Source organism: Microbacterium hanjuni (assembly GCF_043556395.1).
Classification (GTDB): Bacteria; Actinomycetota; Actinomycetes; order Actinomycetales; family Microbacteriaceae; genus Microbacterium.
Genome location: NZ_JBIGIK010000002.1, coordinates 42,452 through 68,882, shown reverse-complemented (window position 1 = coordinate 68,882; position 26,431 = coordinate 42,452). Strand labels below are relative to the sequence as shown.

General features: G+C 67.2%; 20 protein-coding genes. 19 read left to right on the top strand and 1 reads right to left on the bottom strand.

Annotated elements, in window-relative coordinates:
* Positions 1 to 21 precede the first annotated feature (21 nt).
* The 11 genes from fdhD to ACFXP5_RS07990 all read left to right on the top strand — a co-directional run bounded on the left by fdhD (position 22) and on the right by ACFXP5_RS07990 (position 16,140).
* Positions 22 to 927 carry a formate dehydrogenase accessory sulfurtransferase FdhD gene (gene fdhD, locus ACFXP5_RS08040; protein WP_394527665.1) on the top strand — a complete coding sequence of 302 codons (906 nt, stop codon included), beginning with the start codon at positions 22 to 24 and terminating at the stop codon, positions 925 to 927.
* Entirely contained in the window at positions 924 to 3,221 is a 2,298-nt protein-coding gene (locus ACFXP5_RS08035) for an FdhF/YdeP family oxidoreductase (protein ID WP_394527664.1), read from the top strand. Before fdhD ends, ACFXP5_RS08035 begins: the two co-directional genes overlap by 4 nt.
* Positions 3,222 to 3,520: 299 nt before the next feature.
* Entirely contained in the window at positions 3,521 to 4,546 is a 1,026-nt protein-coding gene (locus ACFXP5_RS08030; RefSeq protein ID WP_394527663.1) for a LacI family DNA-binding transcriptional regulator, read from the top strand.
* Between the two features lie 128 nt (positions 4,547 to 4,674).
* Positions 4,675 to 5,985 (top strand): ABC transporter substrate-binding protein, encoded by a 1,311-nt coding sequence (locus ACFXP5_RS08025; RefSeq protein ID WP_394544234.1) that lies wholly within the window; start codon positions 4,675 to 4,677, stop codon positions 5,983 to 5,985.
* Positions 5,986 to 6,072: 87 nt separating this feature from the next.
* Positions 6,073 to 7,047: a carbohydrate ABC transporter permease gene (locus tag ACFXP5_RS08020; RefSeq protein ID WP_394527661.1), complete on the top strand. Its 975-nt coding sequence runs from the start codon at positions 6,073 to 6,075 to the stop codon at positions 7,045 to 7,047.
* Positions 7,047 to 7,949 (top strand): carbohydrate ABC transporter permease, encoded by a 903-nt coding sequence (locus tag ACFXP5_RS08015; protein ID WP_394544816.1) that lies wholly within the window; start codon positions 7,047 to 7,049, stop codon positions 7,947 to 7,949. The genes ACFXP5_RS08020 and ACFXP5_RS08015 overlap by 1 nt, the downstream gene beginning before the upstream one ends.
* The gene (yicI, locus tag ACFXP5_RS08010) at positions 7,949 to 10,177 is read left to right on the top strand and encodes an alpha-xylosidase (RefSeq protein WP_394544233.1); all 2,229 of its coding nucleotides are present in this window, start codon (positions 7,949 to 7,951) and stop codon (positions 10,175 to 10,177) included. The genes ACFXP5_RS08015 and yicI overlap by 1 nt, the downstream gene beginning before the upstream one ends.
* Positions 10,174 to 11,604 (top strand): GH1 family beta-glucosidase, encoded by a 1,431-nt coding sequence (locus ACFXP5_RS08005; protein WP_394544232.1) that lies wholly within the window; start codon positions 10,174 to 10,176, stop codon positions 11,602 to 11,604. The genes yicI and ACFXP5_RS08005 overlap by 4 nt, the downstream gene beginning before the upstream one ends.
* 20 nt (positions 11,605 to 11,624) lie before the next feature.
* On the top strand, positions 11,625 to 11,924 hold the full coding sequence (locus ACFXP5_RS08000) for a GNAT family N-acetyltransferase (RefSeq protein WP_394527657.1): 300 nt from the start codon (positions 11,625 to 11,627) through the stop codon (positions 11,922 to 11,924).
* Positions 11,925 to 12,171: 247 nt separating this feature from the next.
* Positions 12,172 to 14,886: an alpha/beta hydrolase-fold protein gene (locus ACFXP5_RS07995; RefSeq protein WP_394544231.1), complete on the top strand. Its 2,715-nt coding sequence runs from the start codon at positions 12,172 to 12,174 to the stop codon at positions 14,884 to 14,886.
* A gap of 84 nt (positions 14,887 to 14,970) precedes the next feature.
* Entirely contained in the window at positions 14,971 to 16,140 is a 1,170-nt protein-coding gene (locus ACFXP5_RS07990; RefSeq protein WP_394544230.1) for a COG1470 family protein, read from the top strand.
* A 20-nt stretch (positions 16,141 to 16,160) separates the two neighbouring features.
* Here the strand turns inward: ACFXP5_RS07990 and ACFXP5_RS07985 are convergent, their stop codons facing one another.
* Positions 16,161 to 17,186, bottom strand: coding sequence for a LacI family DNA-binding transcriptional regulator (locus ACFXP5_RS07985; protein ID WP_394544229.1), 1,026 nt, complete (start codon positions 17,184 to 17,186; stop codon positions 16,161 to 16,163).
* A gap of 115 nt (positions 17,187 to 17,301) precedes the next feature.
* On the opposite strand from ACFXP5_RS07985, the gene ACFXP5_RS07980 reads away from it, so the two are divergent.
* The 8 genes from ACFXP5_RS07980 to arfA all read left to right on the top strand — a co-directional run bounded on the left by ACFXP5_RS07980 (position 17,302) and on the right by arfA (position 26,429).
* Complete coding sequence (locus ACFXP5_RS07980) at positions 17,302 to 18,282, top strand: sugar phosphate isomerase/epimerase family protein (protein WP_394544228.1); 981 nt, start codon at positions 17,302 to 17,304, stop codon at positions 18,280 to 18,282.
* Positions 18,279 to 20,054 carry a dihydroxyacetone kinase family protein gene (locus ACFXP5_RS07975; protein ID WP_394544227.1) on the top strand — a complete coding sequence of 592 codons (1,776 nt, stop codon included), beginning with the start codon at positions 18,279 to 18,281 and terminating at the stop codon, positions 20,052 to 20,054. Before ACFXP5_RS07980 ends, ACFXP5_RS07975 begins: the two co-directional genes overlap by 4 nt.
* A complete protein-coding gene (locus tag ACFXP5_RS07970; protein WP_394544226.1) occupies positions 20,051 to 20,512 on the top strand; it encodes a ribose-5-phosphate isomerase in 462 nt (153 codons plus the stop codon). Before ACFXP5_RS07975 ends, ACFXP5_RS07970 begins: the two co-directional genes overlap by 4 nt.
* A complete protein-coding gene (locus ACFXP5_RS07965) occupies positions 20,509 to 21,462 on the top strand; it encodes a 3-hydroxyacyl-CoA dehydrogenase family protein (RefSeq protein ID WP_394544225.1) in 954 nt (317 codons plus the stop codon). The genes ACFXP5_RS07970 and ACFXP5_RS07965 overlap by 4 nt, the downstream gene beginning before the upstream one ends.
* A 160-nt stretch (positions 21,463 to 21,622) precedes the next feature.
* Positions 21,623 to 22,984, top strand: a complete 1,362-nt coding sequence (locus ACFXP5_RS07960; protein WP_394544224.1) for an ABC transporter substrate-binding protein — start codon at positions 21,623 to 21,625, stop codon at positions 22,982 to 22,984.
* 77 nt (positions 22,985 to 23,061) lie between these two features.
* On the top strand, positions 23,062 to 24,000 hold the full coding sequence (locus ACFXP5_RS07955; RefSeq protein WP_394544223.1) for a carbohydrate ABC transporter permease: 939 nt from the start codon (positions 23,062 to 23,064) through the stop codon (positions 23,998 to 24,000).
* Positions 23,997 to 24,884, top strand: a complete 888-nt coding sequence (locus ACFXP5_RS07950; RefSeq protein ID WP_394544222.1) for a carbohydrate ABC transporter permease — start codon at positions 23,997 to 23,999, stop codon at positions 24,882 to 24,884. The genes ACFXP5_RS07955 and ACFXP5_RS07950 overlap by 4 nt, the downstream gene beginning before the upstream one ends.
* A 33-nt stretch (positions 24,885 to 24,917) precedes the next feature.
* Positions 24,918 to 26,429: an arabinosylfuranosidase ArfA gene (gene arfA, locus ACFXP5_RS07945; protein ID WP_394544221.1), complete on the top strand. Its 1,512-nt coding sequence runs from the start codon at positions 24,918 to 24,920 to the stop codon at positions 26,427 to 26,429.
* The last annotated feature ends 2 nt before the right edge of the window (positions 26,430 to 26,431 follow it).

The window sequence follows — 26,431 nt, the reverse complement described above, 5'->3', positions numbered from 1 at the left end:
TCAGGTGATAGACCTGCAACCATGGGCAGAATAACCGCACGTCGTCGCGTCACCCGCCTGACGGTCGGCGGATCCCGAGTCGTCCGCGAAGACCACCTCTCCGTCGAAGAGCCGCTGGAGATCCGCGTGGGAGGCAACTCCCTCGCCATCACCATGCGCACCCCCGGCCACGACGTCGACCTTGCCGCGGGGTTCCTGGTGTCGGAGGGGGTCATCCGCCGCGGCGACGACTTCGCCGCCGCTCGCTACTGCGTCAGCGCGGAGGGGAACTCCGGCGCCGACGGGACGAACACCTACAACGTGCTCGATGTGACCCTCGCGGCCGGAGTGCCGGCGCCCGATCCCAGCCTCGAGCGCAACTTTTACATGACCAGCTCGTGCGGGCTCTGCGGCAAGGCGAGTATCGACGCGGTGCGCACCCTGTCGGCGTACGAGGTGGCCGGAGACCGCAGCACGATCGACCCGGCCCTGCTCATCACCTTCCCCGACATCCTGCGCGCCCACCAGGACGTGTTCGAGAAGACCGGCGGCCTGCACGCGGCCGGCCTGTTCGACGCGGCCACCGGAGAGCTGCTCGTGCTGCGTGAAGACGTCGGCCGTCACAACGCCGTCGACAAGGTCGTCGGCTGGGCGCTCAAGGAAAACCGCCTGCCCTTGCGCGGAACGGTGCTGATGGTGTCGGGGCGCGCCAGTTTCGAACTCACCCAGAAGGCGTCGATGGCCGGCATTCCGGTGCTCGCCGCCGTGTCGGCACCTTCTTCTCTCGCGGTCGAATTGGCCGTCGAACTTCGCATGACCTTGATCGGCTTTCTCAGAGGAGACTCCATGGTGATCTACAGCGGTACCGAACGGGTGCGCGAGGCCCAGCCCGCGATCGAGCCCGCACAGGCGTCACCGCTCGAGCGCGAGACGGCGGGTGCCCGATGAGTCGCAAGCCTCCCGTCGCCGACGTCGACGAGTCGAACCCGAAGGTCACGCACCCCGAGACCTGGGCGACCGGCATCCCCGCGATCACGCACGCGATGGAGCCCGCCCTGCTCGATCTCGGAGCGACGCGTACCGCGAAGCTCTTCACCTCGATCAACCAGCAAGACGGTTTCGACTGCATGAGCTGCGCCTGGCCCGATCCGGACAAGCGCCACACACTGGAATTCTGCGAGAACGGCGCGAAGGCCGTCGTCTGGGAAGCCACCCCGGTGACCATCCCCGACACGTTCTGGTCCGAGCACTCGTTGAGCGACCTCGCGGACAAGACGGAGTACTGGCTGGGGATGCAGGGGCGCATCACCTCGCCGGTCTACAAGCCCGCCGGCAGCGATCACTACGAGCCGATCAGCTGGGACGAGGCCTTCCGTGTCTTCGCCGACAAGCTGAACAGCCTCGACTCCCCCGACGAGGCGGCGTTCTACACGAGCGGTCGCGCCTCGAACGAGGTGTCGTTCATCTACCAGCTCTTCGTGCGCGCGTTCGGTACGAACAACATGCCCGACTGCTCGAACATGTGCCACGAGTCCACCGGCAACGCGCTGAATGACACCATCGGGGTCGGTAAGGCCACGATCGTCTACGACGACTTCCTCGACACCGACCTGGTCATCATCATGGGCCAGAACCCCGGCACCAATCACCCCCGCATGCTCACCGCGCTCGAGGACGTCAAGCGCAACGGCGGGTCGATCATCGCGGTCAATCCCCTCCCCGAGGCGGGACTGCTGCGGTTCAAGAACCCGCAGAAGGTGCGCGGGGTGATCGGGGAGGGCACGAAGATCGCCGACCAGTTCCTGCAGGTACGCCTGGGCGGCGATATGGCGCTGCTGCAGGCCGTGTCGAAGCGGGTGCTGGACGCGGAAGCGGCGAACCCCGGCACGGTGCTCGATCAGGACTTCCTCGACGAGCACTGCGTCGGACTGGATGAACTGAAGGCGCATCTCGCCGATCTTGATGAGGCCGCCGTCCTCGAAGCCACCGGGCTCACCTCGGCCGAGATCGACGAGATGGCCCAGCGCTACCTCGCCGCCGATCGCGTGATCATCACGTGGGCGATGGGGATCACCCAGCACCGCAAGAGCGTCGACACGATCAAGGAGATCATCAACCTCCTGCTGCTGCGCGGGAACATCGGCAAGCCCGGTGCCGGCGCCTCGCCCATCCGCGGGCACAGCAACGTGCAGGGCAACCGCACGATGGGGATCTGGGAGCAGATGTCCGACACCTTCCTCGACTCCCTCGAAGCCGAGTTCGGCTTCAACCCGCCGCGCGCGCACGGCTACGACAGCGTCAAGGCGATGCACGCGATGGAGCAGGGCAAGATCAAGGTCTGGTTCGCCCTCGGCGGCAACTTCGTCGGCGCGATCTCGGACACCGCTTTCGCCGAGCGGGCGATGCGCGGCACCGAGCTGACGGTGCAGGTCTCGACGAAGCTCAACCGCTCCCACGTGGTGACGGGCGACGCGGCGCTCATCCTCCCCACCCTGGGGCGCACCGAGATCGATCACCAGCTGTCGGGCGACCAGTTCGTCACGGTGGAGGACACGGTCTCGCTCGTGCACGCCTCCCGCGGGCGCATCGAACCGGTCGCTCCGACTCTGCTGTCCGAGACCGCGATCATGGCGCGCATCGCCGCTGCCACGCTCGGGGACCGCTACGGCATCGATTGGGCCGGCTTCGAGAACGACTACGACATCATCCGCGAGCACATCGCCCACGTCGTGCCCGGCTGCGCGGACTACAACGCGAAGGTGCGACTGCCCGACGGTTTCCACCTGCCGAACGGGCCGCGCGATTCCCGCACGTTCACGAACGACATCGGCAAGGCCAAGCTCACGGTGAACGAGCTCGAGGCGGTCGAACGCCCGCAGGGCAGGCTGCTGCTGCAGACCTTCCGTGCGCACGATCAGTTCAACACGACGATCTACGGTCTCAACGACCGCTACCGGGGCATCAAGCGCGGGCGTGACGTGGTCTTCGTGAACCCCGACGACCTGGTGGAGCTCGGCTTCCAAGACGGCGATCGGGTGGACGTGTTCAGCGAATGGCGCGACGAGCCCGACCGGGTGCTGCGCGGTCAGCGGATCGTGTCCTACCCCACGGCGAAGGGGTGCGCCGCGGCGTACTTCCCGGAGGCCAACGTGCTCGTCCCCCTCGACAGCACCGGGATCGGCAGCAACACCCCCGTCTCGAAGTCGGTGGTGGTGCGACTCGAGCCTGCGCTCGCCGTCTGACCGCATTCTTCGGGTTCAGGGGACCTGCCCGCTCGCCCGTCCCGCCGAGTCGACACCCGGACGCCGAGACGACACCGTCGCGGCGCCGCGGGAGTGTCGTCTCGGCGCGGAGATGTCGAGTCGGCATCGCTGGGCCGGAAGGAGGCTGCGCCGCGCCATTTGTTGCTCGATCCGGCAAATGTGTTGCGTTTTTCGGCCGGCGCGTTTAGATTCGCAGCGAAGCGCTTCGCGGAAGCGTTTCGACGAAGACAGATCATCACCGGATCACCTCCGGTGTGCGCTGAGACGATGAGGTCGAAATGGTCAAGATCAACGAGGTGGCAGAGGCCGCCGGCGTGTCGATCAGCACCGTTTCCTACGCCCTCAGCGGCAAGCGTCCGGTCTCCCCGTCGACCCGCGCTCGCATCGAGCGGGCCGTCGACGAGCTCGGTTACAGCCCCAATGCCGGGGCGCGGATGCTGGCGGGCCGCCGCACGCAGATCTTCGCGCTCACGGAACCGCTGCGCACCGACACCCACGCACCGACGCACATGTCGTTCGTGCTGGCCACGGCCATCGCCGCTCGCCGCAACGACTACGACATTCTGCTTCTCACCGACGAGCAGGCCCGAGACGGGATGAACCGGGTCGCGTCCTCCGGTCTCGTCGACGCGATCATCGTGCTCGACGTGGCGCCCGACGACGACCGGGTGCCACTCGCGCGAGCGATCACGACCCCCGTGGTCTTCATCGGGGTGCCCGACGACAGCGATGGCCTCGTCTGCGTCGACCTCGACTTCGCCGCGAGCGCACGCCTCGCCGTCGACGTGCTCGCGGACGCGGGGCACGAGAGGATCGGGATGCTCGGCCAGACCGACATCGCCTACGTGAAATCGAACTTCCCGCCTCGCGTTCGCGCGGCCGCCGTGGAGCGAGCGGCCGAGCGTGGGGTCCACCTCGACTTCGCCTCGTCGGGCGCGATCATGCCCGATCTGGCCGCCACGGCTCGTGCAGCTGTGCAGATGGTGCGGGGCGGGGCGACGGCGGTGCTGCTGCATTGCGCGGCCGAAGCCCACGCGGCGGCGCTGGAGGCCCTCGCCGCCGAAGGGCTCGCCGTGCCGGGGGATGTCTCGGTGATCGCCGTCGGTGCCTCCTTCGACACCGCCGCCCTGCCGACCCCGGTCGACACGATTCCGCTCGTTCCGCAGGCATCCTGCGACCTGGCGGTCGATCTCGCCGTCCGCGCGCTGGGCCCCGATCGACCCGCCCCCGACCTGTACCTGCTCGAGCCGACGTACCTCTCCCACGGCTCGGTCGCACCCCCTGTCACCTCCTCGCACCGATAACCCCCCACAACTGAATATCGCCCCCGACTGTCCCTTGTCGAAGCGCTTCGATGACGCGCCCAGACCGACCGTCGACCCCACCACCCGGATCGTCCGCGACCCGGGTTCTGATGAAAGGAGTGCCGACGATGGCACGCATGACAACCACCCAGCGCCGAGTGGCCGCCACGATCGCGACAGCGACGGTAGCCGTGCTCGCCCTCTCCGCCTGCTCGGGCGGATCCGGGGCGGAGGAGAGCGGGGACAACACCCTGACGCTCTGGCATTACGAGAGCGAGACCAGCGCGATGGGAATCGCCTGGAACGAAGCCATCAAGGTCTTCGAGGAGGAAACCGGAGCCACGGTCGAATTCGAGGAGAAGAGCTTCGAGCAGATCCGCTCGACCGCCAGCCAGGTGCTCAACTCCGACGAGGCGCCCGACATCATGGAGTTCAACAAGGGCAACGCCACGGCGGGCCTCCTGGCCAGCCAAGGACTCCTGACGGACATCAGTGACGCCGTCGACGAGTACGGCTGGGACGACAAGCTCGCTCCCGCCCTGCAGACGACGGCCAAATACAACGAGGACGGCGTCATGGGCTCGGGGTCCTGGTACGGCGTTCCGAACTATGGCGAGTTCGTCACGGTCTACTACAACAAGGACATGTTCGCCGCGGCCGGGCTCGAGATCCCGACGTCGTACGACGAGTTCGTCGAGGTGATGGATGCCTTCGTCGCGCAGGGCGTCACGCCGCTCGCCGAAGCGGGCCTGGAGTATCCCATCGGTCAGCTCTGGTACCAGCTGGCCCTGAGCCAGGCCGACCGTCAATTCGTCAACGACTACCAGCTGTACGAGAACCCCGTCGATTGGACGGGGGAGGAGATCACCTACGCGACCGAGACCCTGAAGGAGTACGCCGACAAGGGGTACTTCTCGAAGGACGTGACCGGGGTCAAGGCCGAGGACGCCGGGGTGTCGTTCATCAACGGGACCTCGCCCATCTTCGTGTCGGGCAGCTGGTGGTACGGCCGGTTCGTCGACGAGGTGTCCGGGTTCGACTTCGGCCTCTTCCCCTTCCCCGGGAGCGACCTGACCCCCGGATCCTCCGGCAACCTGTGGGTCGTTCCGGAGAACGCCAAGGACAAGGACCTGGCCTACAAGTTCATCGACATCACGATGCGCCCCGAGATCCAGGCCCTTCTCGGCAACAACGGCGGTCTCCCCGTCGCCGCCGACGAGGCCGACATCACCGATGAGAAGAGCCTCGAGCTGATCCAGGCCTTCAACGCGGTCAACGACAAGGACGGCCTGGCCTTCTACCCCGACTGGCCGACGCCGACCTTCTACGACGACCTCGTCGCCGAGACGCAGGAGCTCATCAACGGCACGAAGACGCCCGCCGAAGTCCAGGAGGGCCTCGGCACCGCGTACGACTCCTACGTCGACGACTTCCGTTGAGATCCCGGGGGCCCGCGGCATCGCGGCGGGCCCCCTCCCCCTCCTGCTGAGGACCTCAGCATCCATCTCTCTTCCGAGGAGCCGGTGATGACCGCTGTTCCCTTCGTCCGCCCCCCGCGGGCCAAACTTCCCCCCGAAGAACCGCTGATCCCCCAGCGTGGTCGCGGAGGCAGCGCCGGCTACTGGCTCTATCTCGTGCCGGGCCTCGTCCTGGTGACGGTGATCGTCATCGTTCCGCTGGTGTGGAACGTCTACCTCAGCTTCACGGAGTGGCGCGGCATCAAGCCGCCCGAGTTCATCGGGCTCGACAACTGGGTCGAACTGATGGGGGATGCGACGTTCTGGACGTCGTTCCTCAACAGCATCTGGATGATCATCGCGATGGTGATCGTTCCGACGATCATCGGCCTCGTGCTCGCGGCGCTGCTGTTCGACGTCATCGGGCGCAAGTTCGGGGGCCGGTTCGCCAGCTTCCTGCGGGCGACCTACTATCTGCCGCAGATCCTCCCCGTCGCTGTCGCCGGCATCGTCATCGGGTGGATCCTGCGCCCCCAGGACGGCGCCCTCAACCGGATCCTCGAGGGCATCGGCCTCGGCTCCCTCGCCCACAACTGGCTCGGTTCACCCGACACGGCGCTCATCAGCATCATGGTCGTCCTGGTGTGGATCCAGATCGGCTACCCCGTCGTGATCTTCATGGCGGCGCTCCAGCGCGTCGACCCGGAGCTCTACGAGGCGGCCGAACTCGACGGGGCCAACTGGTTCCAGCGGTTCCGCTCGATCACCGTGAGCATCATCCGTCCCGAGATCTATGTCGTGGCCCTCACCAGCACCATCGCCGCGCTCAAGGTCTTCGGACCGGTCTACATCCTGACGCGCGGCGGCCCGGGGGACTCGACCATCGTCCCGGCGTACTACGCCTACAGCGAGTTCTTCCAATCCCAACAGGTCGGCTACGGCGCCACGATCGCCACCGCGTTGACGATCGTCGTCACGATCGTCGCCGTGCTGTTCATCCGCGCGCAGAACGCCGCGGAACGCAAAGAAAGGGCGGGTCTGTGATGGTCGCCACCATGGCCGTGACCACGGCGAAGCCCGGGCAGAAGACGCCGCGGACGATCAAGCCGCGCGGCGGTATGACGAAGCGGCGCGGCATCGACTGGCTGCTTCTCGCCTTCGTGATCGTCGCCGCGATCGTCATCATCGCGCCGTTCTACCTGATCGTCGTCAACTCCTTCAAATCGCCCGCGGACTACTCCAACGGCGGTCCGCTCGCACTGCCGACCGGGCTCTACTTCGACGGCATCGCGGCGTTCTGGGAGCGCGTCAACTTCCCCGAGAAGGTGTGGAACTCGTTCTTCATCTCCGGAACCGTCGCGGTCCTGGCCGTCCTGCTCTCGGTGCTCAACGCCTTCGCGATCGGCATCGGGCGCATCAAGGGGCGTTCGTGGGTCGTGCTGCTGTTCCTCCTGGCGAACCTGCTGCCCCAGGAAGCCCTGCTGTACCCGCTCTATTACATGTTCAAGGCGGTGGGCCTCTACAACAACGTGTGGTCGGTGATCATCGTCTTCACCGTCATCCAGGCGGCGTTCGGCACCTACCTCCTCGCCTCGGTCTTCGGCACCTTCCCCAAGGAGGTGCTCGAGGCGGCCGCGATCGACGGCGCGAGCCGGTGGAAGATCCTGTGGCGGGTCATCTTCCCGATCAGTCGCCCCACGCTCGCCGTGCTGCTCATCTTCTTCTTCATCTGGACCTGGAACGAGTTCCTGATCCCGTTGACGTTCCTCGTCTCCAACGAGAACCAGACCGTTCCGGTGGCCATCAGCGTGCTCCAGGGCGACCGCCTCATGGACGTGACCACCACCAGCGCGTCCGCGCTGCTCGGCCTCATCCCCACCCTCCTCTTCTTCCTCATCTTCCAGCGCACCCTCACGCGCGGCATCACCGCAGGAGCAGTCAAGTAATGAAGTTCACCGATGGTTTCTGGCAGCTGCGTCCCGGCGTCACCGCGCTGTACGGCCAGGAGGCCTATGACATCTGGGAGACGGGCGACACCGTCGACGGTCCCGGTCTCGTCATCACCGCGCCGACGAAGGTCATCACGGGACGGGGGGACACCCTCAACCGTCCGACCCTGACCGTGACCCTGTCCTCGCCGCTCGAGGGTGTCGTCCGGGTGCGCATCGTGCACCACGTCGGCGGCGGGGCGCCGCTGTCGTTCGCCCTCCCCGGAGCGGCGTCGGTGGGGACGATCACCTCGGATGCCTCCGGCGCCGAGGTGCGCTCAGGGTCGTTGACCGCCCGCATCGAGAGGGGGGCGCCGTGGGCGCTGTCGTTCTCCTCGAACGGGCGGCGACTCACGGGGAGCGGACTCAAGTCCGAGGGGTACATGACCCTGACCGACCACGCCCAGGTCGACCCGGGCATCGTCGGCAACGCGCGCACCGGCAGCCCCGTCGGCCACCCGCGCGCCTTCGTCCACGAGCAGCTCGAACTCGGAGTCGGTGAACTGGTCTACGGCCTCGGGGAACGTTTCGGCCCCCTGGTCAAGAACGGCCAGACGGTGGAGATCTGGAACGCCGACGGCGGGACCTCCAGCGAGCAGGCGTACAAGAACGTGCCGTTCTACGTCTCCAGCCGTGGGTACGGGGTGCTGGTCAACGACACCGGTCACGTCTCCTTCGAGATCGGCTCCGAAGCGGTGGAGCGCGTGCAGTTCTCGGTGCCGGGGGAGGTGCTGGAGTACTTCGTGATCGACGGGCCGACGCCGAAGGACGTGCTCTCGCGCTACACCGCGCTCACCGGGCGACCGCCGGTCGTGCCGGCGTGGTCGTACGGGCTGTGGCTCTCGACCAGCTTCACGACCGATTACGACGAGGAGACCGTCACATCGTTCATCGATGAGATGGCCCGGCGCGAGCTGCCGGTGTCGGTGTTCCACTTCGACTGCTTCTGGATGCGCGAGTTCAACTGGTGCGACTTCGAGTGGGATCCGCGGGTCTTCCCCGATCCCGACGGCATGCTGCAGCGCCTGCACGAGCGCGATCTCCGCGTGTGCGTGTGGATCAACCCCTACATCGCCCAGCGCTCGCCGCTGTTCGGGGAGGCCGCCTCGCAGGGATTTCTCGTGAAGCGCACCGATGGATCGGTGTGGCAGTGGGACCTGTGGCAGGCAGGGATGGGCCTGGTCGACTTCACCAACCCCGACGCCACGCGCTGGTATCAGGACAAACTGCGCGCCCTCGTCGCCCAGGGCGTCGACTGCTTCAAGACCGACTTCGGCGAGCGCATCCCGCTCGATGTCGACTACTTCGACGACAGCGCTCCCGACCGCATGCACAACCTCTACACGCAGCTGTACAACCGGGCCGTGTACGACGTCCTCGTCGAAGCGCGGGGCGACCAGGACGCCGTGCTGTTCGCCCGCTCGGCTACGGTCGGCGGGCAGAGCATGCCCGTGCACTGGGGTGGGGATTCCACCTCGACGTTCGTGTCCATGGCCGAGACGTTGCGCGGCGGACTGTCGCTCGCGATGAGCGGTTTCGCCTACTGGAGCCACGACATCGGCGGGTTCGAGGGCACGCCGGATGCGGCGGTGTTCAAGCGATGGACGGCGTTCGGGATGCTGGGGACCCACAGCCGCTTCCACGGTTCGAGCTCGTACCGCGTGCCGTGGCAGTTCGACGACGAGGCCGTCGATGTCACCCGCTTCTTCACGCGTCTGAAGATGCGCCTCATGCCGTACCTCTACCAGCGTGGCATCGAGGCAGCGGCCACCGGCGTGCCCGTGATGCGACCGATGGCCTTGGAGTTCCCCGACGACCCGACCGCGGCCTACCTCGACCGTCAATACATGCTGGGCGCGGACCTGCTCGTCGCCCCGGTCTTCACCGAGTCGGGCGAGGTGGAGTTCTACCTTCCTGCGGGCGAGTGGACCTCGTTGATCACCGGTGAGACCGTGTCCGGAGGCTGGCGTCGTGAGGTCCACGGCTATCAGAGCCTGCCCCTCTACGTGCGCCCGGGCGCGGTGCTGCCGTGGGGCGCTCGTGATGATCGGCCTGACTACGATTACCTCGACGGACTCACGCTGCGCGTGTTCCCCGGCGGGGACGGCACCGCCGACGTCGTCGTCACCACCCCTCAGGGGCGGAGCGAGACCCTCACCGCCGACCGGACGAAAGTGACCCGATGAGCACCGGCAACGCCGACTTCCGAGACAGCGGACTCGTCTTCCCGGAGGGCTTCACCTTCGGCTCCGCGACCGCGTCGTACCAGGTGGAGGGCGCGGCGGCCGAAGACGGTCGCCTCCCCTCGATCTGGGACACCTTCAGCAAGACGCCCGGCAAGGTCTGGAACGGCGACACGGGTGACGTGGCGTGCGACCACTACCACCGGTGGGAGTCCGACCTCGACCTGATGGCCGAGCTCGGGCTCGACGCGTACCGCTTCTCGATCGCCTGGCCGCGCGTCATCCCCACCGGCACGGGGGCGGTCGATCAGCGCGGTGTCGACTTCTATTCGCGCTTGGTCGACGGTCTGCTCGAGCGGGGCATCCGCCCCGTCGCCACGCTGTACCACTGGGACCTTCCGCAGACCCTCGAAGACGCCGGCGGATGGGCGGCGCGCGAGACGGTCGACGCTTTCGCGACCTACGCAGAGGTGATGGGGCGCGCCCTGGGAGAGCGGGTCCACACCTGGACCACCCTCAACGAGCCGTGGTGCTCGGCCTACCTCGGTTACGGTCAGGGGGGTCATGCCCCCGGTCGGCACGAGCCGGCCGCGGCGCTGGCCGCGGTGCACCACCTGAACCTCGCGCACGGGCGTGCCGTGCAGGCGCTGCGCGCCACCTCGGCGGGCGATCCCGAGTACTCCGTAACCCTCAACTTCCACGTGCTGCGCGGTGAGGGGGAGGGCGCGGGCGAAGCGATGCGCCGCATCGATGCGCTCGCCAACCGCGCTTTCACAGGCCCGATGCTGCTCGGCGAGTACCCCGCAGACCTGCTCGAGGACACCGCATCCGTCACCGACTGGTCGTTCATCCGTGACGGTGACCTCGCCGACATCCACCAGCCGATCGACGTCCTCGGCGTCAACTACTACTCCACCGCCACCGTGCGGATGTGGGACGGTGTCTCGCCCAAGCAGCAGAACGACGGGCACAAGGCCGCCGGCGGTGGCACCGCGTGGCCCGGGAGCAACGAGGTCGTCGAGTTCGTGCAGCAGCCCGGCCCCTACACGGCCATGGGGTGGAACATCGCCCCGGAGGGGCTCGAGGAGTTGCTGCTGTCGTTGCGCGAGCAGTTCCCCGATCAACCGCTCATGGTCACCGAGAACGGGGCGGCTTTCGACGACGTCGTCGCCGCCGACGGTTCGGTGCCCGATCCTGAGCGCCTCGACTACCTGCGTCGCCATTTCACCGCCGCGCACCGGGCGATGACGCAGGGCGTCGACCTGCGCGGATACTTCGTCTGGTCGCTCCTGGACAACTTCGAGTGGGGTTACGGCTACGCCAAGAGGTTCGGCATCGTGCGCGTCGACTTCGACACGCTCGAGCGCACCGTCAAGGACAGCGGACGCTGGTACGCCCGGCTCGCAGCAACGGGCATCCTGCCCGAGTGAAGCGGGCGTACCCTGTCGGGGTGAGCGATCTGAGATTCAATGACGAGAAGGATGCTTCGCGGTACACCCTGCACGACGGGGACGACCTCGTCTCGGTGCTCGACTACCGTGACGACGGACGCAGCGTTGCGATGACCCGCGCGTACACGATCCCCACCTTCCGCGGCCACGGCTACGCCGGCGAACTCGTCGAGCGAGCGGTGGCACAGCTCGAGCAGGACGGATCCCGTCAGGTCGTGCCGGTCTGCTGGTACGTGGCCGACTGGTTCTCCGCTCGCCCCGAACGCGCCGCGATCCTGCAGCAGCGCTCGGCGAGCTGACCCCTCACCCGTCCGATGACGGGCTGATTCCCGGGCGTTCTCGGACGCATTTCGCTCCGTGTTTACAACGATAGAAAAACTGCTTGACACGACCGTCGCCGTGAGACAGCATGGCCGTTGCGGGCCATTTACGACGTTGTAAACCGCGCCAGTCCGGCGCTATCCCCCAGATCGACACGTCAATCCATGCTCCGCGCAGAGACAGCGCGTCACACCGGTGACGCGCGGGCGATCGGAGGAATCAATGGTGATCGAATCCACAGACGGACGGCTGAGGAGACGGGGTCGGCGTCGGCGATGGGCTGCGCTGGCGATGGCGGCCAGCCTGGGCGTCGGAACGCTGCTCGCGGCGCAACCGGCAACGGCGGCCGGCCAGGACGCGTGGATCTCGGCGCCCGCAGAGGGTCTTCATCGGTTCACGGTGCCGAACGCGGCCGTGTTGGCGGCCGTCGGCAGCGCTCCCGGCCACCTCGCGGTGGAAGGGAACTTCGGCCCGGGCAAGACGTGGGCGCAGTTGGGCCTCTCATTGAGCGGCGGCAATTGGACCGCGACGATAGGTCCCCTCGAGCCGGGCCTGTACTCCTACCAGTACAAGGCCACCGTGGCCGGTACCGAGTCGCTCGTGACGTTCCGCAACCCGGACTCCCCGCAGGAGGTGACATCGCAGCCCGCGGTGAACACGTTCTTCGTGGCGGGCGATTCGGCGGCGTGGCTCGCCGACGTCCCTGCCGGCGGCGCGCTCGAAACCATTACCTACGACAGCAGCGTCGCCGATGCCGAGCGTTCAGCGCTCGTGTGGACGCCTCCCGGGTACGACGCCGAGCGGGCCGAGCCCTACCCGGTGCTGTACCTTCTGCAGGACGAGGGGCAGAGCTATCGCGAATGGGCTGAGCTCGGACGCGTCGCCCAGATCCTCGACAATCTGGCGGTCGAGCAGGACGCCGAGCCGATGGTCGTCGTGATGGGCGACGGCTCCTCGTCGGACCCGCGCGCCGAGGTGCTTGACAACATCCTCCCGGCAGCCCGCGCTGCGTTCCATGTCTCCGACGACCCTGCTGAGCAGGCCATTGCCGGCATCGGCCGGGGCGCCTCCCAAGCGCTGAATCTGACGTTGACCGACACGGGGGAGTTCTCCCAGGTCGGATCCTTCTCCGGCAGCCTGATCAGCAGCGTCAGTTCAACCAAAGCCGTCCAGATCAACGCGGCGACAGACCTCGTGCGACTGTATGTGGGGAACGTGACCGATCCCGCGTACAACCGGACGGTCTCGCTGGTGGACAAGCTGACCCAGGCCGGCGTCGAGTTCGACGTCGACGGGGCAACCCCAGAGACGGGCGGCAGCTGGGACACCTGGCAAGACAACCTCCGTGATTTCGCCTCCCGCATCTTCCAAGACGATGACGATCACGCACCGAGCGCGGGCCACTTGCCGCTCGACGGTCTGCACTCGCTCCCCGCGCCGGGAACCACACCGACGCCCTGGGTCGATGACAACGGCGTGGTCACATTCGAGACCGGAACCGAATACGCCTCCGCCAAGAACGTCACGGTATGGGCGAACTGGGGGCCGGCGGGCAACTGGTTGCGTGTCCCGATGGTCAAGCAGGGCGACCGCTGGCGCCTCACCCTGGGGCCGCTGGAGGGCGGGTCGTACTACTACAAACTCGTTGTCGATCGGGTGGACAAGAAGGATGCCGGCAATCCGACGTCCGTTCGGTCCGAGCCCAATTGGAGCACGTTCCAGGTGGCCGGCGCGGGCTTGCGAGGCGAGTACACCGCCGACGTCGCGCCCGAGTCGCGCGGCGCGGTCAGCGTCATGAACTACACCAGCACGGCTGGCGAGGAGCAGCGCTCGGCGTACGTCTGGACTCCGCCGGGGTATGACGCCGAACGCGCGGACGCGTACCCGGTCTTCTACCTGCAGCACGGCGGGGGGCAGACATGGTCGGACTGGATCGAGGTGGGTCGCGCAGCACAGATCCTGGACAACCACTACCTTCGCGGCACGATCGTCCCGATGGTGGTCGTCATGGCCAACGGCAACGGGGTGGACTACCCGCGGGAGATCCGCGAGCGGATCGCCCCAGCCGCAGAGGGTGCGTACCACGCGAGTTCAGATCCGGACGACCGGGCTCTCGCCGGCCTATCGATGGGGTCGGGCGCGGCACTGTCCACGCTGTACGCCTATCCGGGAGAGTTCGCCTACATCGGTGCATTCTCCGCGTTCTCCCTCCCGCCCGACAGCGCGGACGTCGCCGCGATCAACGCGGGAACGAAGCTGCTGCGGATCTACACCGGTGACATCCAGGACTTCACCTACCCGAACACGATGAGCCTCATCTCAGCGCTCACGGCGCGAGGGATCGAACACGAGTTCCACGCTCCCATTCCGGGGCCTCACAGCTGGGACGTCTGGCAGAAAGCGCTGATCGACTTCCTCCCTCGTCTGTTCGCCCCCGACACCAGTTCGGGCATCCCCGTCGAAGCGACCGTCCCCGAAACGGAGAACGGGGTGCTGGCTCTTACCGTGGCCGACTTCGGTGAGGGTGTTGCTCTCTCTGAGCCGGTGAACGCGGGCGACCGCCTGCGCTTCACGGGCGCACTCCCCGAGGTGACGGTGTCGGATTCCCGCACCGCCCAGCAGGCCGGAGTGGGAGGCTGGTCCGTCACCGCCCTCTCCGACCCGTTCGCCTCCGCAGGGCGCACCATCGGAGCCGATCACCTCGGGTGGTCGCCGAAGGTGGTGACGCCGCGCGCTGGACTCGCCTCGGGTCCGGTCGTCACGACCGCGCTCGACGGCGGTCTCGGCTTGGAAGTGCCGGCGGTGCTCGCGGCTGCAGACCGGGAAGGACGCTACGGCTCGGCAACACTCGGCGCCGAGCTGCGTTTCGAAGTGCCGGTCGACACGCAGCCGGGCACATACACCGGGGTACTGCGGGTCTCGCTGTTCCCCGTCGATTGACGTCAGGGCCCTCGGGCGTGGCCGGTCCGACCGACCGGTTTCGCCCGAGGGCCCATCCTCTCTCCCTCCGACCCTCCGAGGATCATGGCCGCCCATTTCGCTCGTCTTCTCATCATCGCCGTCTCATCTGCCGCGTTCGTGCTCGCGGGTGCGTCGGGCGCGACTGCGCTCGATGCGGCGGCGACCACGTCTCCCGCTGTCGCGGCCGCGTCGTCCAGCGACACCACCTGGGCTCTCCAGCCCGCGACCCCGGACGGTGCCGACGGCCGGGTGTCTCTGCGCCACACGATCGACCCCGGCAGCGTCGCGGACGATCATGTCGCTCTGACGAACTACAGCGCCAACCCGGTGAGGTTCGCTGTCTACGCGGGGGCGGGTCAAGCAACCGCGGAGGGCGGGTTCGACATCGCGGCACCGTCGTCGACCCCCGACGCCGCTGAGTCGTGGGCAGTCCTCGGTGGGGCGAGCGGGTCGACCCCGCGCGAGGGGGGAGGCATCTTCATCGAAGTGGCAGCAGAATCGACTGTCGTCCTTCCGCTGCGCATCGCGGTGCCGGAGACGGCGACCCCTGGCGATCATCCCCTCGGCATCGTCGCCGAGATCGCCGAGGGGAACGTGGATGCGGTGCAGCTCCTCTCTCGGGTCGGCGTGCGTGTGCACCTGCGGGTCTCCGGCCAGATCGTGGGGGCCGTCTCGCCCGAGATTCTCTCAGCGAACTATTCCCCATCGTGGAACCCCTTCGCTCCTGGCTCCGTTGAAGTGCGCTACCACCTCGTGAACGAGGGGAACGTCCGTCTCGGCGCGGACGCCATGATGACGGTGGCCGGACCGTTCGGCATCGCTCGCTCATCGGGGCAGAGCACTCAGCGCGAGATTCTCCCCGGCCAGGCCATCGAGACGGTGGTCACGATGGAGGTGTGGCCGAGCATCTGGAGCTTCGGTGACCTGGCCGTGACGCCAACGGTCGTCGGCGAGGATGCGATCGACATCGGCCTCGCTCCCGCATCCGTGTCGTTCACTCTCTGGTCCATCCCCTGGTCGCTCATCGCGCTCCTCGTCGCCGGGGCGTGCGCAGCGCTGATCTGGCGCAGAGCTCGGCGGCGGGCGCGGCAGCGGACGCAGTCCCTCATCGACGCGGCCGTCGCAGCGGCGACCGCCGCGTCGGAGACCGAGGTTGAACCGCCTACTCGGGCGCTGGTCGGCGTCGCCGCAGAAGTCGAGACCGGTGGCCCTGGCGAGCGGAGCCAGGAGTGACGTTGCGCGCGCGCCGTCTCTCAGGTGTCGGTGAAGCCGGTCGACTCGCGCGGGACGATGCGAAACTCCGGCTTCACCGTGCGGGGGGCACGCGGTTCGCCCTTCTCCCCGATCCGCTCCACGAGCAGATCGACCGCCAGTTCGGCGATCTGGTCGCGGCCGGTATCCACGCTCGAGAGGGAGGGGAGCGAGAACTGCGATTCGTCGATGTCGTCGAACCCGATGACCGCTACATCGCCGGGTACCGTGATGCCCGCTTCACCCAGCGCACGCAGAGCACCCAGAGCCAGCGTGTCGTTCAACGCGAAGATCGCGTCGAAGGACACCCCCTCCGCGATGAGTCGCCGCGCGGCATCGGCCCCTGCGGCGCGGTTCCAATGCTCGCTCGTACGCACGAGCTCGGGCGCCACCTCGAGACCGGCGCGGCGCAGTGCGGCGGTGTAACCGCGCAGCCGCAGACTGGCAGAGCTGACGTCGTCGCGACGGGCGAGGTCCGCGCCGATCAGCGCGATCCGGCGCCGACCGATCTGCAGCAGATGCTCGACGGCAGCTTCCGCCGACGAGGTGTTGTGCATGACAACGTGATCCGTCGGACCGCCGAAGATGCGCTCGCCGAGCAGGACCAGCGGGAAATCGACATTCAACGCGTCGACGTCGGCCTGGCCGAGACCGACCGGGCTGAAGAGCAGGCCGTCCATGAACTTCAAGCGTCCGCCCGAGACCGCCAGCAATTCGGATTGCCGATCCCCACTGGTCTGCTCGACGACAACGCCGAGCCCTCGCTTCTCGGCCGAGCGGATGATGGCATCGGCCAATTCGGCGAAGTAGTTCTCCCGCAAGGCGGGGATCGCGAGGCCGATGACGCCCGTGCGACCCGAGCGCAGTCCGCGGGCCGAGAGGTTCGGGCGGTAGCCGAGGTCGGTGATGGCATCGAGCACCCGCTGACGGGTCTCGGGGCGCACATGAGGGTAGTCGTTGATGACGTTCGAGACCGTCTTGATCGACACCTCGGCGACCCGTGCCACATCGTGCATCGTGGGTCCCATCGAAGCTCCTGTCCCTGATGCGCGGTTTCAGTACTCTAACGGCTTCATTCCGCTCGGCGCGGGCCCTTGAGCGCGTGCCGGGACGAAAGTTCCAACGATGTAGAGGAGGAGAACGATGATCACCGCCGACGACTGGCCCATCGCAGCATCGATGCTGCCGTTCGGTGACGCAGGGGGTACCGCCGTCCCGCGTTCCGAGCGGGCGGCACGCTGGGGAGCCGACCTGAGCGAGGTCGCCGACGCCGGCTTCGCCGACGTCGATCTGACGGATTCCTGGCTCCGCTACGGGCAGCTCGACGCGTCCGAGATCGATGACCTCCGGAGGGCGGCCCGGGACGCCGGTGTCCGATACGCCAGCATGTCGCTCATCCGCCGCAGCGTCATCGACGAGGTCGACGGGGCGGACCACCTGGCGTACACACATCGCTGCCTAGACGTGGCAGCCGAGCTTGGTGTCGGAGTGGTCTCGGTGGGCCTTCATCGTGCATTGACACCCGCGCAATCGGCACAGTTGTGGTTCTGGACGGTGTCTGGCCACCGCGATCCGCTCGATGACCCGGCCGCGTGGCACCTCGCGGTGCAGAGATTCGCCGAGCTCGGCCGGCATGCCGCCGATGTCGGCATGCTCTTGTCACTCGAGATGTACGAGCACACCTTCCTCGGAACCGCAGCATCCGCTGTTCGTCTCGTCAACGACATCGGGATGGACGTCGTGGGGCTCAATCCCGACCTCGGAAACCTCATTCGCCTCCCCGAACCGATCGAGCAGTGGCGCGAGGTGGCCGAGGCGACGCTTCCGTACGCAAACTTCTGGCACGTCAAGAACTACACCCGTGACGAGAACGCCCAACGCAACCTCGTCACCGCGGTCCCGTCCTACCTCGAGTCGGGACTGCTGGATTATCGGTCGCTCGTCAAGACTGCGCTCGCCGCCGGATTCCAGGGCGTCATCTGCACTGAGCACTACGGGGGAGACGGGTTGAGCATGAGCGCCGCCAACAGCGAATACCTGCGCAAGCGGATCCTGCCCCGCCGTGAATACCGTCCCGGGATCAGCCGGGTGCGGCAGATGCCCATCGAAGGGAAACGACCATGACGCGGATCTTCGCCGATCCCCAGGATTTCGTCGACGACGCGCTCGAGGGCTTCGCCCTCGTCCACGCGAGCGAGGTGACCCGCGTCGACGGAGGAATCGTTCGCGCCCGACCGCTCGAACACGGGCAGGTCGCCGTCGTGATCGGCGGCGGATCCGGGCATTACCCCGCGTTCGCGGGATATGTCGGCTCGGGTATGGCAGCCGGAGCGGTCTGCGGCAACGTCTTCACCTCGCCCTCCGCCGCGCAGGCGGTGCGCGTGGCTGAGGCGGCCGAGGCGGGCGGCGGGGTGCTGTTCGCGTACGGCAAATATGCCGGTGACGTCCTGCACTTCGGCGAGGCAGAGCGACGCCTGGTTGAGGGCGGACGTGAAGCGCGGACCGTGCACATCACCGACGACGTCGCGAGCGCCCTGCCCGAGGACGCGGATGAGCGTCGTGGGATCGCGGGCGTGGTGTGCGTCATCCACGTCGCCGGCGCCGCCGCCGAGCGCGGCGACGATCTCAGCGAGGTCGAACGGCTGGCCCGCCTCGCCAACAGTCGCACCCGCAGCCACGGGGTGGCCTTCGCGGGATGCACCCTGCCGGGAGCCGCGCACCCTCTCTTCGAGGTCCCCGACGGGATGATGTCGATCGGCCTGGGAATTCACGGGGAGCCGGGAGTGCGCGACGTCCCGCTGCAACAGGCGCCGGAGTTGGCACGCACCCTCCTCGAGCCACTCCTGCGGGAGCGTCCCGAGGGCGCAAGACGTGCAGCACTGCTGGTGAACGGACTGGGGACCGTGAAGAACGAGGAGCTCTTCGTGCTGTTCCGCTTCGTCGTGGCGGAGCTGGAGCGCATCGGGGTCGAGGTGGTCGGTCCCGAGTGCGGAGAACTCGTCACGAGCTTGGACATGGCCGGGGTCTCGCTGACGGTGATGTGGCTGGACGATGAACTGGAGGAGCTCTGGCGTGCCCCGATCTCGACGCCGGCCCTTCGCCGAGGGTCGTTCGCGGTCGATGCGGGGAGCCCAGATGCTCGTGTCGCGACGGCGCCACCCCGCTCCGGAGGCACCGCGCAGTCGCGACCTGCGAGCGCCGCGCTGCCCGTGTCGACGCAGTCCCGTGCTGCGGCCTCCACTGCACAGCGCCTCCTGCGATTGGCTCACGCCGCGGTGGCGGAACACGTCGACGTGCTGGGCGACCTCGACGCCGTAGCGGGCGACGGCGACCATGGGGTGGGGATGCTGAGGGGTCTCGCCGCCGCAGTCGCCGCGGCTGAGGCGCATAGCGCCGACGAAGGGGTGTGCTCACTGCTCGCGCGCGCGGGCGAGCAGTGGTCCGAGGTGGCGGGCGGCACCTCCGGCGCACTGTGGGGGGCGGCGCTGATCGAGCTCGGGATCGCCCTGGGCGACGACGGCCCGTACACGGGCGCCATCGTCGCTGCCGCAGTGAGCGCCGCGCGCTCCCGCGTTCAAGCCGTAGGCGGCGCGGTCGTCGGGGATAAGACCATGCTCGACGCGATCGTGCCGTTCGAGGACCGCTTCGCCGCCGGTCTCGACCGAGGCGAAGACGTCACCTCGGCACTCCGAGGTGCGGTCGCGGTAGCTCGCACGGCGTCCGAGCAGACGGCCGCGCTGTCACCCAGGCGCGGACGGGCACGGCCCCTCGCCGAACGGAGCGTCGGGCACGCCGACCCCGGCGCGACCTCTTTCGTCCTCATCGTGGACAGCCTCGTGCGAGATGCGGATCTCGGCGAAGCGGGGACCCCTGCTGAATCGGAGGTGGCGACATGAGGTGGCGCGTGGTCGTGGGGGCGGACGACGCCGGCGCTGCCTACAAGGACATCCTCCGCGAGCTTCTCGAAGCTGACGACCGGGTAGGGGACGTCATCGACGTGGGGGTGACGCCGGGGGAGAGTTCGCCCTACCCGACGGTGGCGCTGAGGGCGGCGGTCCTCGTCGCACGAGGAAGGGCGGATCGAGCTCTGCTGGTCTGCGGCACGGGTCTCGGTGTGGCGATCACGGCCAACAAGGTACGCGGCATCCGCGCCGTGACCGCACACGACAGCTACTCGGTGGAGCGTTCCGTGCTGAGCAACAATGCGCAGGTGCTCACCCTCGGTGCGCGCGTGATCGGGATCGAGCTCGCGAAGAAGCTGGTCGATGAGTGGTTGCAGCATCGCTTCGACGAGACCTCTGCTTCCGCAGCCAAGGTGCGACTGATCGACGACTACGAGGAGGATGGGAAATGATCGAGAAGATCGCCGTGATCGGATCCGGCTACATGGGCGGGGGCATCGCCCAGGTTCTGGCCCTCGCGGGGCGACAGGTCGCCCTCGCCGACGTGAGTGCCGAGGTGGCCGCGGCGAACCGAGAACGCATCATCGCCGAAGCTGCGCAGTACGCGAGCCGCGGCCTTTTTCCCTCGGACGCGGCCGAGCGTATCGCTGGGCGCGTCAGCATCGCCGCCACGATCGAAGCCGCCGTCGTCGATGCCGATCTCGTCGAGGAGGCCGTGCCCGAGATCGTGGAGGTCAAACACGACGCGCTCCGACGCATCAGCATCGCCTGCCCGCCGTCTGCGCTGATCGGGAGCAACACTTCGACGATAGCGATCGGAACCCTTGCGGCCGCGGTGCAGCATCCGGATCGCTTCCTCGGTGTTCATTTCAGCAACCCCGCTCCCTTCGTCCCGGGCGTCGAGGTGATCCCGCACGCCTCGACCGACCCCTCGGCGGTGGAAGCGGTCATCGGTCTTCTCGCCGAGGCGGGCAAGATCGGGGTTCGCGTCGCGGACGTCACGGGGTTCGTCCTGAACCGACTGCAGTACGCACTCTTCACCGAAGCGGCTCGATTGGTCGACGAGGGGGTCGCCACCGCGGAAGGTGTCGATCTGATCACCCGGACGACGTTCGGGTTCCGGTTGCCGTTCTTCGGGCCGTTCGCGATCGCCGATATCGCCGGTCTGGACGTGTATGCGTCCTGTTACCAGCTGTTGCACGACGCTTATCCCGACAGGTTCACCGCGCCGCCGGCGCTCGCTGAGCGGGTCGCGAACGGCGATAAGGGCCTCAAGAGCGGGCGGGGCTTCCTCTCCACGCCTCCAGAGAAGGCGGCAGAGCTCGCGGCGTATCGAGACGGCGCCTACGCGGCGCTTTCCGCCCTGATCGGCCGGATGGGTCCCGCGCCCGTGGACTACTGATACCCGCTGTTGACAGACGGAAGGTCCCGGGCGCTACTATATTTACAACGACGGTATACAACGTTGTAGAACCGAATGTCCCTCGATCATTCCCCGCCACCTCGGAGGCGGCTCGGGGGCGCGCTCGACGCAGATGTCCACGCAATCGAAAGGAATTCCCGTGAAGACGAAACCCGTTCTCGCGGCTGCCGCCGGCTTGCTCCTCGCCGGTGCACTCGCCTCCTGCTCGGCTGGTGGTGCCGATGACGGCAGCACCGACGGCGGAAACGACGCCACGAACTGCACGAACACGATCACCAAGACCGACCTTCCCGTCGTGACCATGTGGGCGTGGTATCCGAACATGCAAGACGTCGTAGACAACTTCAACGCGGAGAACGACGAGGTGCAGGTCTGCTGGACCAACGTCGGCCAAGGCGGCGACGAGTACGACAAATTCCAGACGGCCATCACGGCCGGCACGGGCGCGCCCGACGTGATCATGGTGGAGGCCGACCGCATCCCGACCTTCCAGATCCAGAACGCGATCGTCGACATCAGCGGTTTCGGGTACGAGGACGTGAAGGACGACTACAGCGACGGCGCGTGGAAGGACGTCTCCGTCGGTGACGGCGTGTACGGCGCCCCGGTCGATGGCGGGCCCATGGGAATGATCTACCGCGCCGACGTCTTCGAGCAGTACGGCATCGCACCCCCGACCACGTGGGCTGAGTACGAGACCGCGGCGCAGACCGTCAAGGATGCGGGCGGACCCCTCTTCGGCGACCTGGGTGCGAACGTTCCGGCGGTGATGATGGCCCTGCAGTACCAGAACGGCGCGCAGCCCTTCACCTACGACCCCGCAACGCCGGAGAGCATCGGCATCTCCCTCGCGGATGACTCCTCGAAGGAGGTACTCGATTATTGGGCGGGACTCGTTGAGAAGGGCCTGGTGGGCACGCAGGACCAGTTCACTCCCGAGTACATCTCCGGCGTGATCGGCGGCGACTATGCGACCTACATCTCCGCTGCCTGGGCGCCGGGATACCTCACCGGGGCGGGTGTCGGCGAAGGCGAGGACGCCGGGGTATGGAAGGTCGCACCGCTGCCGCAGTGGGATCCCTCCGACCCGGTGTCGGTCAACTGGGGCGGCTCGGCCTTCTCGGTCACGAGCCAGGCCAGCAACCCCGAGCTCGCGGCCAAGGTCGCCTTCGGGGTGTACGCCGACGAGGCCTCGTTGGTGGACGGGTGGCAGAACCAGGTCATCTTCCCCCTCCACCTGTCCGCGTTGAACTCCCCGGAGTTCGAGGATTACGAGGTGCCGTTCTTCGGTGGCCAACAGGCCAACAAGGAGGTGTACGTTCCGGCGGCGAACGATTACGAGGGCATGACGTACACGCCGTTCGGCCAGTACTACTTCGACGCCTTCACCGAACAGCTGGCGGCGATCAATGAGGGCTCCGCCACCGGCTCGGAGGCAGCCGACCGGCTGCAGGAAGACGTCGTCGCCTACGCGGAGGAGCAGGGCTTCACCGTCGAGTGAACCATCGTCGGGGGCCGGTCCGTCGCCGGACCGGCCCCCGACCCCGCCTCGTCCCTCCTTCTGACCGGAGTCCTTCCATGACCGCAACGCAGATCACGGCCGCGCCCCCCGGTGCGCGTCGTCCCTCCCGCCCTCGTCCCCGCCCCCGCCGCGGGCTGATGGGCTGGGCCTTCATCGCTCCGTTCGCTGTGGTGTTTCTCGCGTTCCTCGTGGCACCGCTGCTGTTCGCGCTCTACCTGAGCCTGTTCCAGACACAGCTCATCGGGGGCACGCGGTTCGTCCTGTTCGCCAATTATCTGAAGGCATTCTCGGACCCCAGCTTCCTCGACGGGATCTGGTTCGTGCTGCGCTTCTCGCTCGTGCTCATTCCGCTCCAGATGGCCGTTTCGCTCAGCATCGCGCTGATCCTCGACGTCGTGACCACCGCCTTCGCGCGGTTCGCCCGCCTGATGGTGTTCCTGCCGTATGCGATCCCCGCCGTGATCGGCGCGTTGATGTGGGGGTTCCTGTACAGCAAAAGTTTCGGACCCCTAGCCGAGATCTTCGGGGCGTTCGGTCTCGTGGCGCCGGACCTGCTGAGTCGGGATCTGGTGTTCTTCGGTCTACTGAACATCGTGACGTGGCAGTGGGCCGGCTACTACATGATCATTCTCTTCGCGGCCCTGCAAGGGATCGATCCCACGCTGTACGAGGCAGCGCGCATCGACGGTGCCAATCAATGGCAGATCGTGTGGCGGATCAAGATCCCGCTCATCGCGCCGGCGCTCGTGCTGATCCTCGTCTTCGCACTCATCGGGACGCTGCAATTCTTCAATGAACCGCAGATCCTCCGCTATCTCGCGGCCGGTGCGATCTCGACCGACTTCACCCCGAACATGTACGCGTACCAGCAGGCCTTCGCGCTCGCCAACTACAACTACGGCTCGGCCATCTCCTTCGCACTGGGCGCCGTCGTCTTCGTGTGCGTCTACCTCTTCATGTTCATCACTCGAAAGCGCGGGAGCTTCCTGTCATGACCACGACCGATCGAGCACTGCTCGCCCGCAGCCCGCGTAAGCAGCGCTACATTCCGATGCAGATCCTGCTGGCGTTCCTGCTCGTCTATTTCCTCGTCCCCTTCTGGTGGGTGTTCGTCAACAGCTCGAAAAACGCCGCCGGGCTGTTCGGGGGCGGCAGCGCCCTATGGTTCGCGGACACCATCGATTACCTGGGCAACCTCGGTCAGCTGTTCACTTACCAGGACGGCATCTACGTCCGGTGGCTGGCGAACTCGGCGATGTACGCGATCGTCGGGGGAGTGGGCGCGACGGTACTCGCCGTCGCGGCGGGATACGGGTTCGCGAAATATCGATTCGCGGGGCGTCAGCTCGGCTTCGCTATTCTGCTCGGATCGGTGATGGTCCCCACCACCGCACTGGTGATCCCGACCTTCATCCTCTTCTCGCAACTCGGCCTGACGAACACCATCTGGGCCGTCATTCTGCCAACACTGCTGAACCCGTTCGGGGTGTATCTCATGCACGTATACACGCGCGAGGCGGTGCCGGACGAATTGCTGGATGCGGCCAGGGTGGACGGCGCCAGCGAGTTGCGCATCTTCGTCCAAGTCGCTTTGCCGATGCTGCGGCCGGCGGTCGTGACCGTGCTGCTGCTGTCGGTCGTCGCATCCTGGAACAACTACTTCTTACCGCTCGCGATGCTCTCGGACAACCGTCTGTTCCCGGTCACCGTCGGTATCGGACTCTGGCAGGGCATCGCCTCGGCAAACAACTCGGGCGGAACGTCGCTGTGGAGCATCATCATCCTCGGTTCGCTCGTCTCGGTGGTCCCGCTCGTCATCGCGTTCCTGACCTTGCAGAAGTACTGGCAAGGCGGGCTCTCGATCGGCAGCCTCAAGTAACCCTCCGGTCATCGCGCCGTACGAAAGAGAGACATGATCCACGCCCGCCTCACCATCGACCCTCATTTCACCGTCGGGCCCGTGAACCGCCGCCTGTTCGGATCCTTCGTCGAGCACCTCGGCCGATGCGTATACGACGGCATCTACGAGCCGGGCCACCCGAGCGCCGACGCCGACGGCTTTCGCACGGACGTCATCGAGCTCGTTCGCGAACTGGGGGTCACCGCGGTCCGATATCCGGGCGGCAACTTCGTCTCGGGATACAAGTGGGAAGACGGCGTCGGGCCCCGGGAACAGCGCCCCCGCCGCCTCGACCTGGCGTGGCACTCCACCGAGACCAATGAGATCGGCCTGGACGAGTTCGCCACGTGGCTCGGCAAGGTCGGCGCCGAGATGATGTACGCGGTCAACCTCGGCACCCGCGGCGTCGCCGAGGCGCTCGACGTCCTCGAATACGCCAACATCCGCTCGGGCACGGCGCTGTCGGACAACCGGATCGACAACGGCCACACGGAACCCCACAGCATCCGCCTGTGGTGTCTCGGCAACGAGATGGACGGACCGTGGCAACTGGGGCACAGCACCGCCGAGGACTACGCGCGCCTGGCGTCACAGACCGCCGCGGCGATGCGTCAACTGGACCCGTCCCTCGAACTGGTCGTCTGCGGCAGCTCGGGAGCGCAGATGCCGACCTTCGGGGAGTGGGAACGGATCGTCCTCGAGCAGACCTACGACGACGTCGACTTCATCTCGTGCCATGCCTATTACGAGCCGAAAGACGATGACTACGCGAGCTTCCTCGCGTCGGCGGTCGATATGGACCGCTTCATCGAGGCGGTGACCGCGACTGCCGATCATGTCAAGGCACTGCGCCGCAGTGACAAGACGATCAACATCTCCTTCGACGAATGGAACGTGTGGTACCAGACGCGCTTCAACGAGGTGGACAAGATCACCGACCCCGACTCCTGGCCCGTCGCGCCGCGCCTCCTCGAGGACAGCTACTCGGTGATGGATGCCGTCGTCTTCGGCAATCTGCTCATCTCCCTGCTTCGTCACTCCGACCGCGTGACCTCGGCCAGCCTTGCCCAACTGGTGAATGTGATCGCCCCGATCATGACGGAGCCGGGCGGCGCGGCGTGGCGGCAGACGACGTTCTTCCCGTTCTCGATCGCTTCGCGTCTCGCCCGCGGTGTCGCGCTCGAGCTGAAGCTCGACGCCCCCACGCACGACACCGCTGCGTACGGCGCCGTGCCGACGATCGACGCGGTGGCAACGTATGACGCCGAGACCGGCACCACCGCCGCCTTCATCGTCAACCGCAGCCTGAGCGAGGAGGCATCGTTCGAGATCGATGCCAGCGCGCTGGGCGACGTCGAGGTCACGTCAGCGGTGTCGCTGTACGACGACGACCTGCACGCGGCGAACACCCTTTCCGAACCGGATCGCGTGCGCCCGCGCGAGAACACCAGCGCTCGCCGGGATGGGAACACCATCTCCGTGACCCTCCCCGCGGTCTCCTGGACGGTGCTGACCCTTGGCTGAGG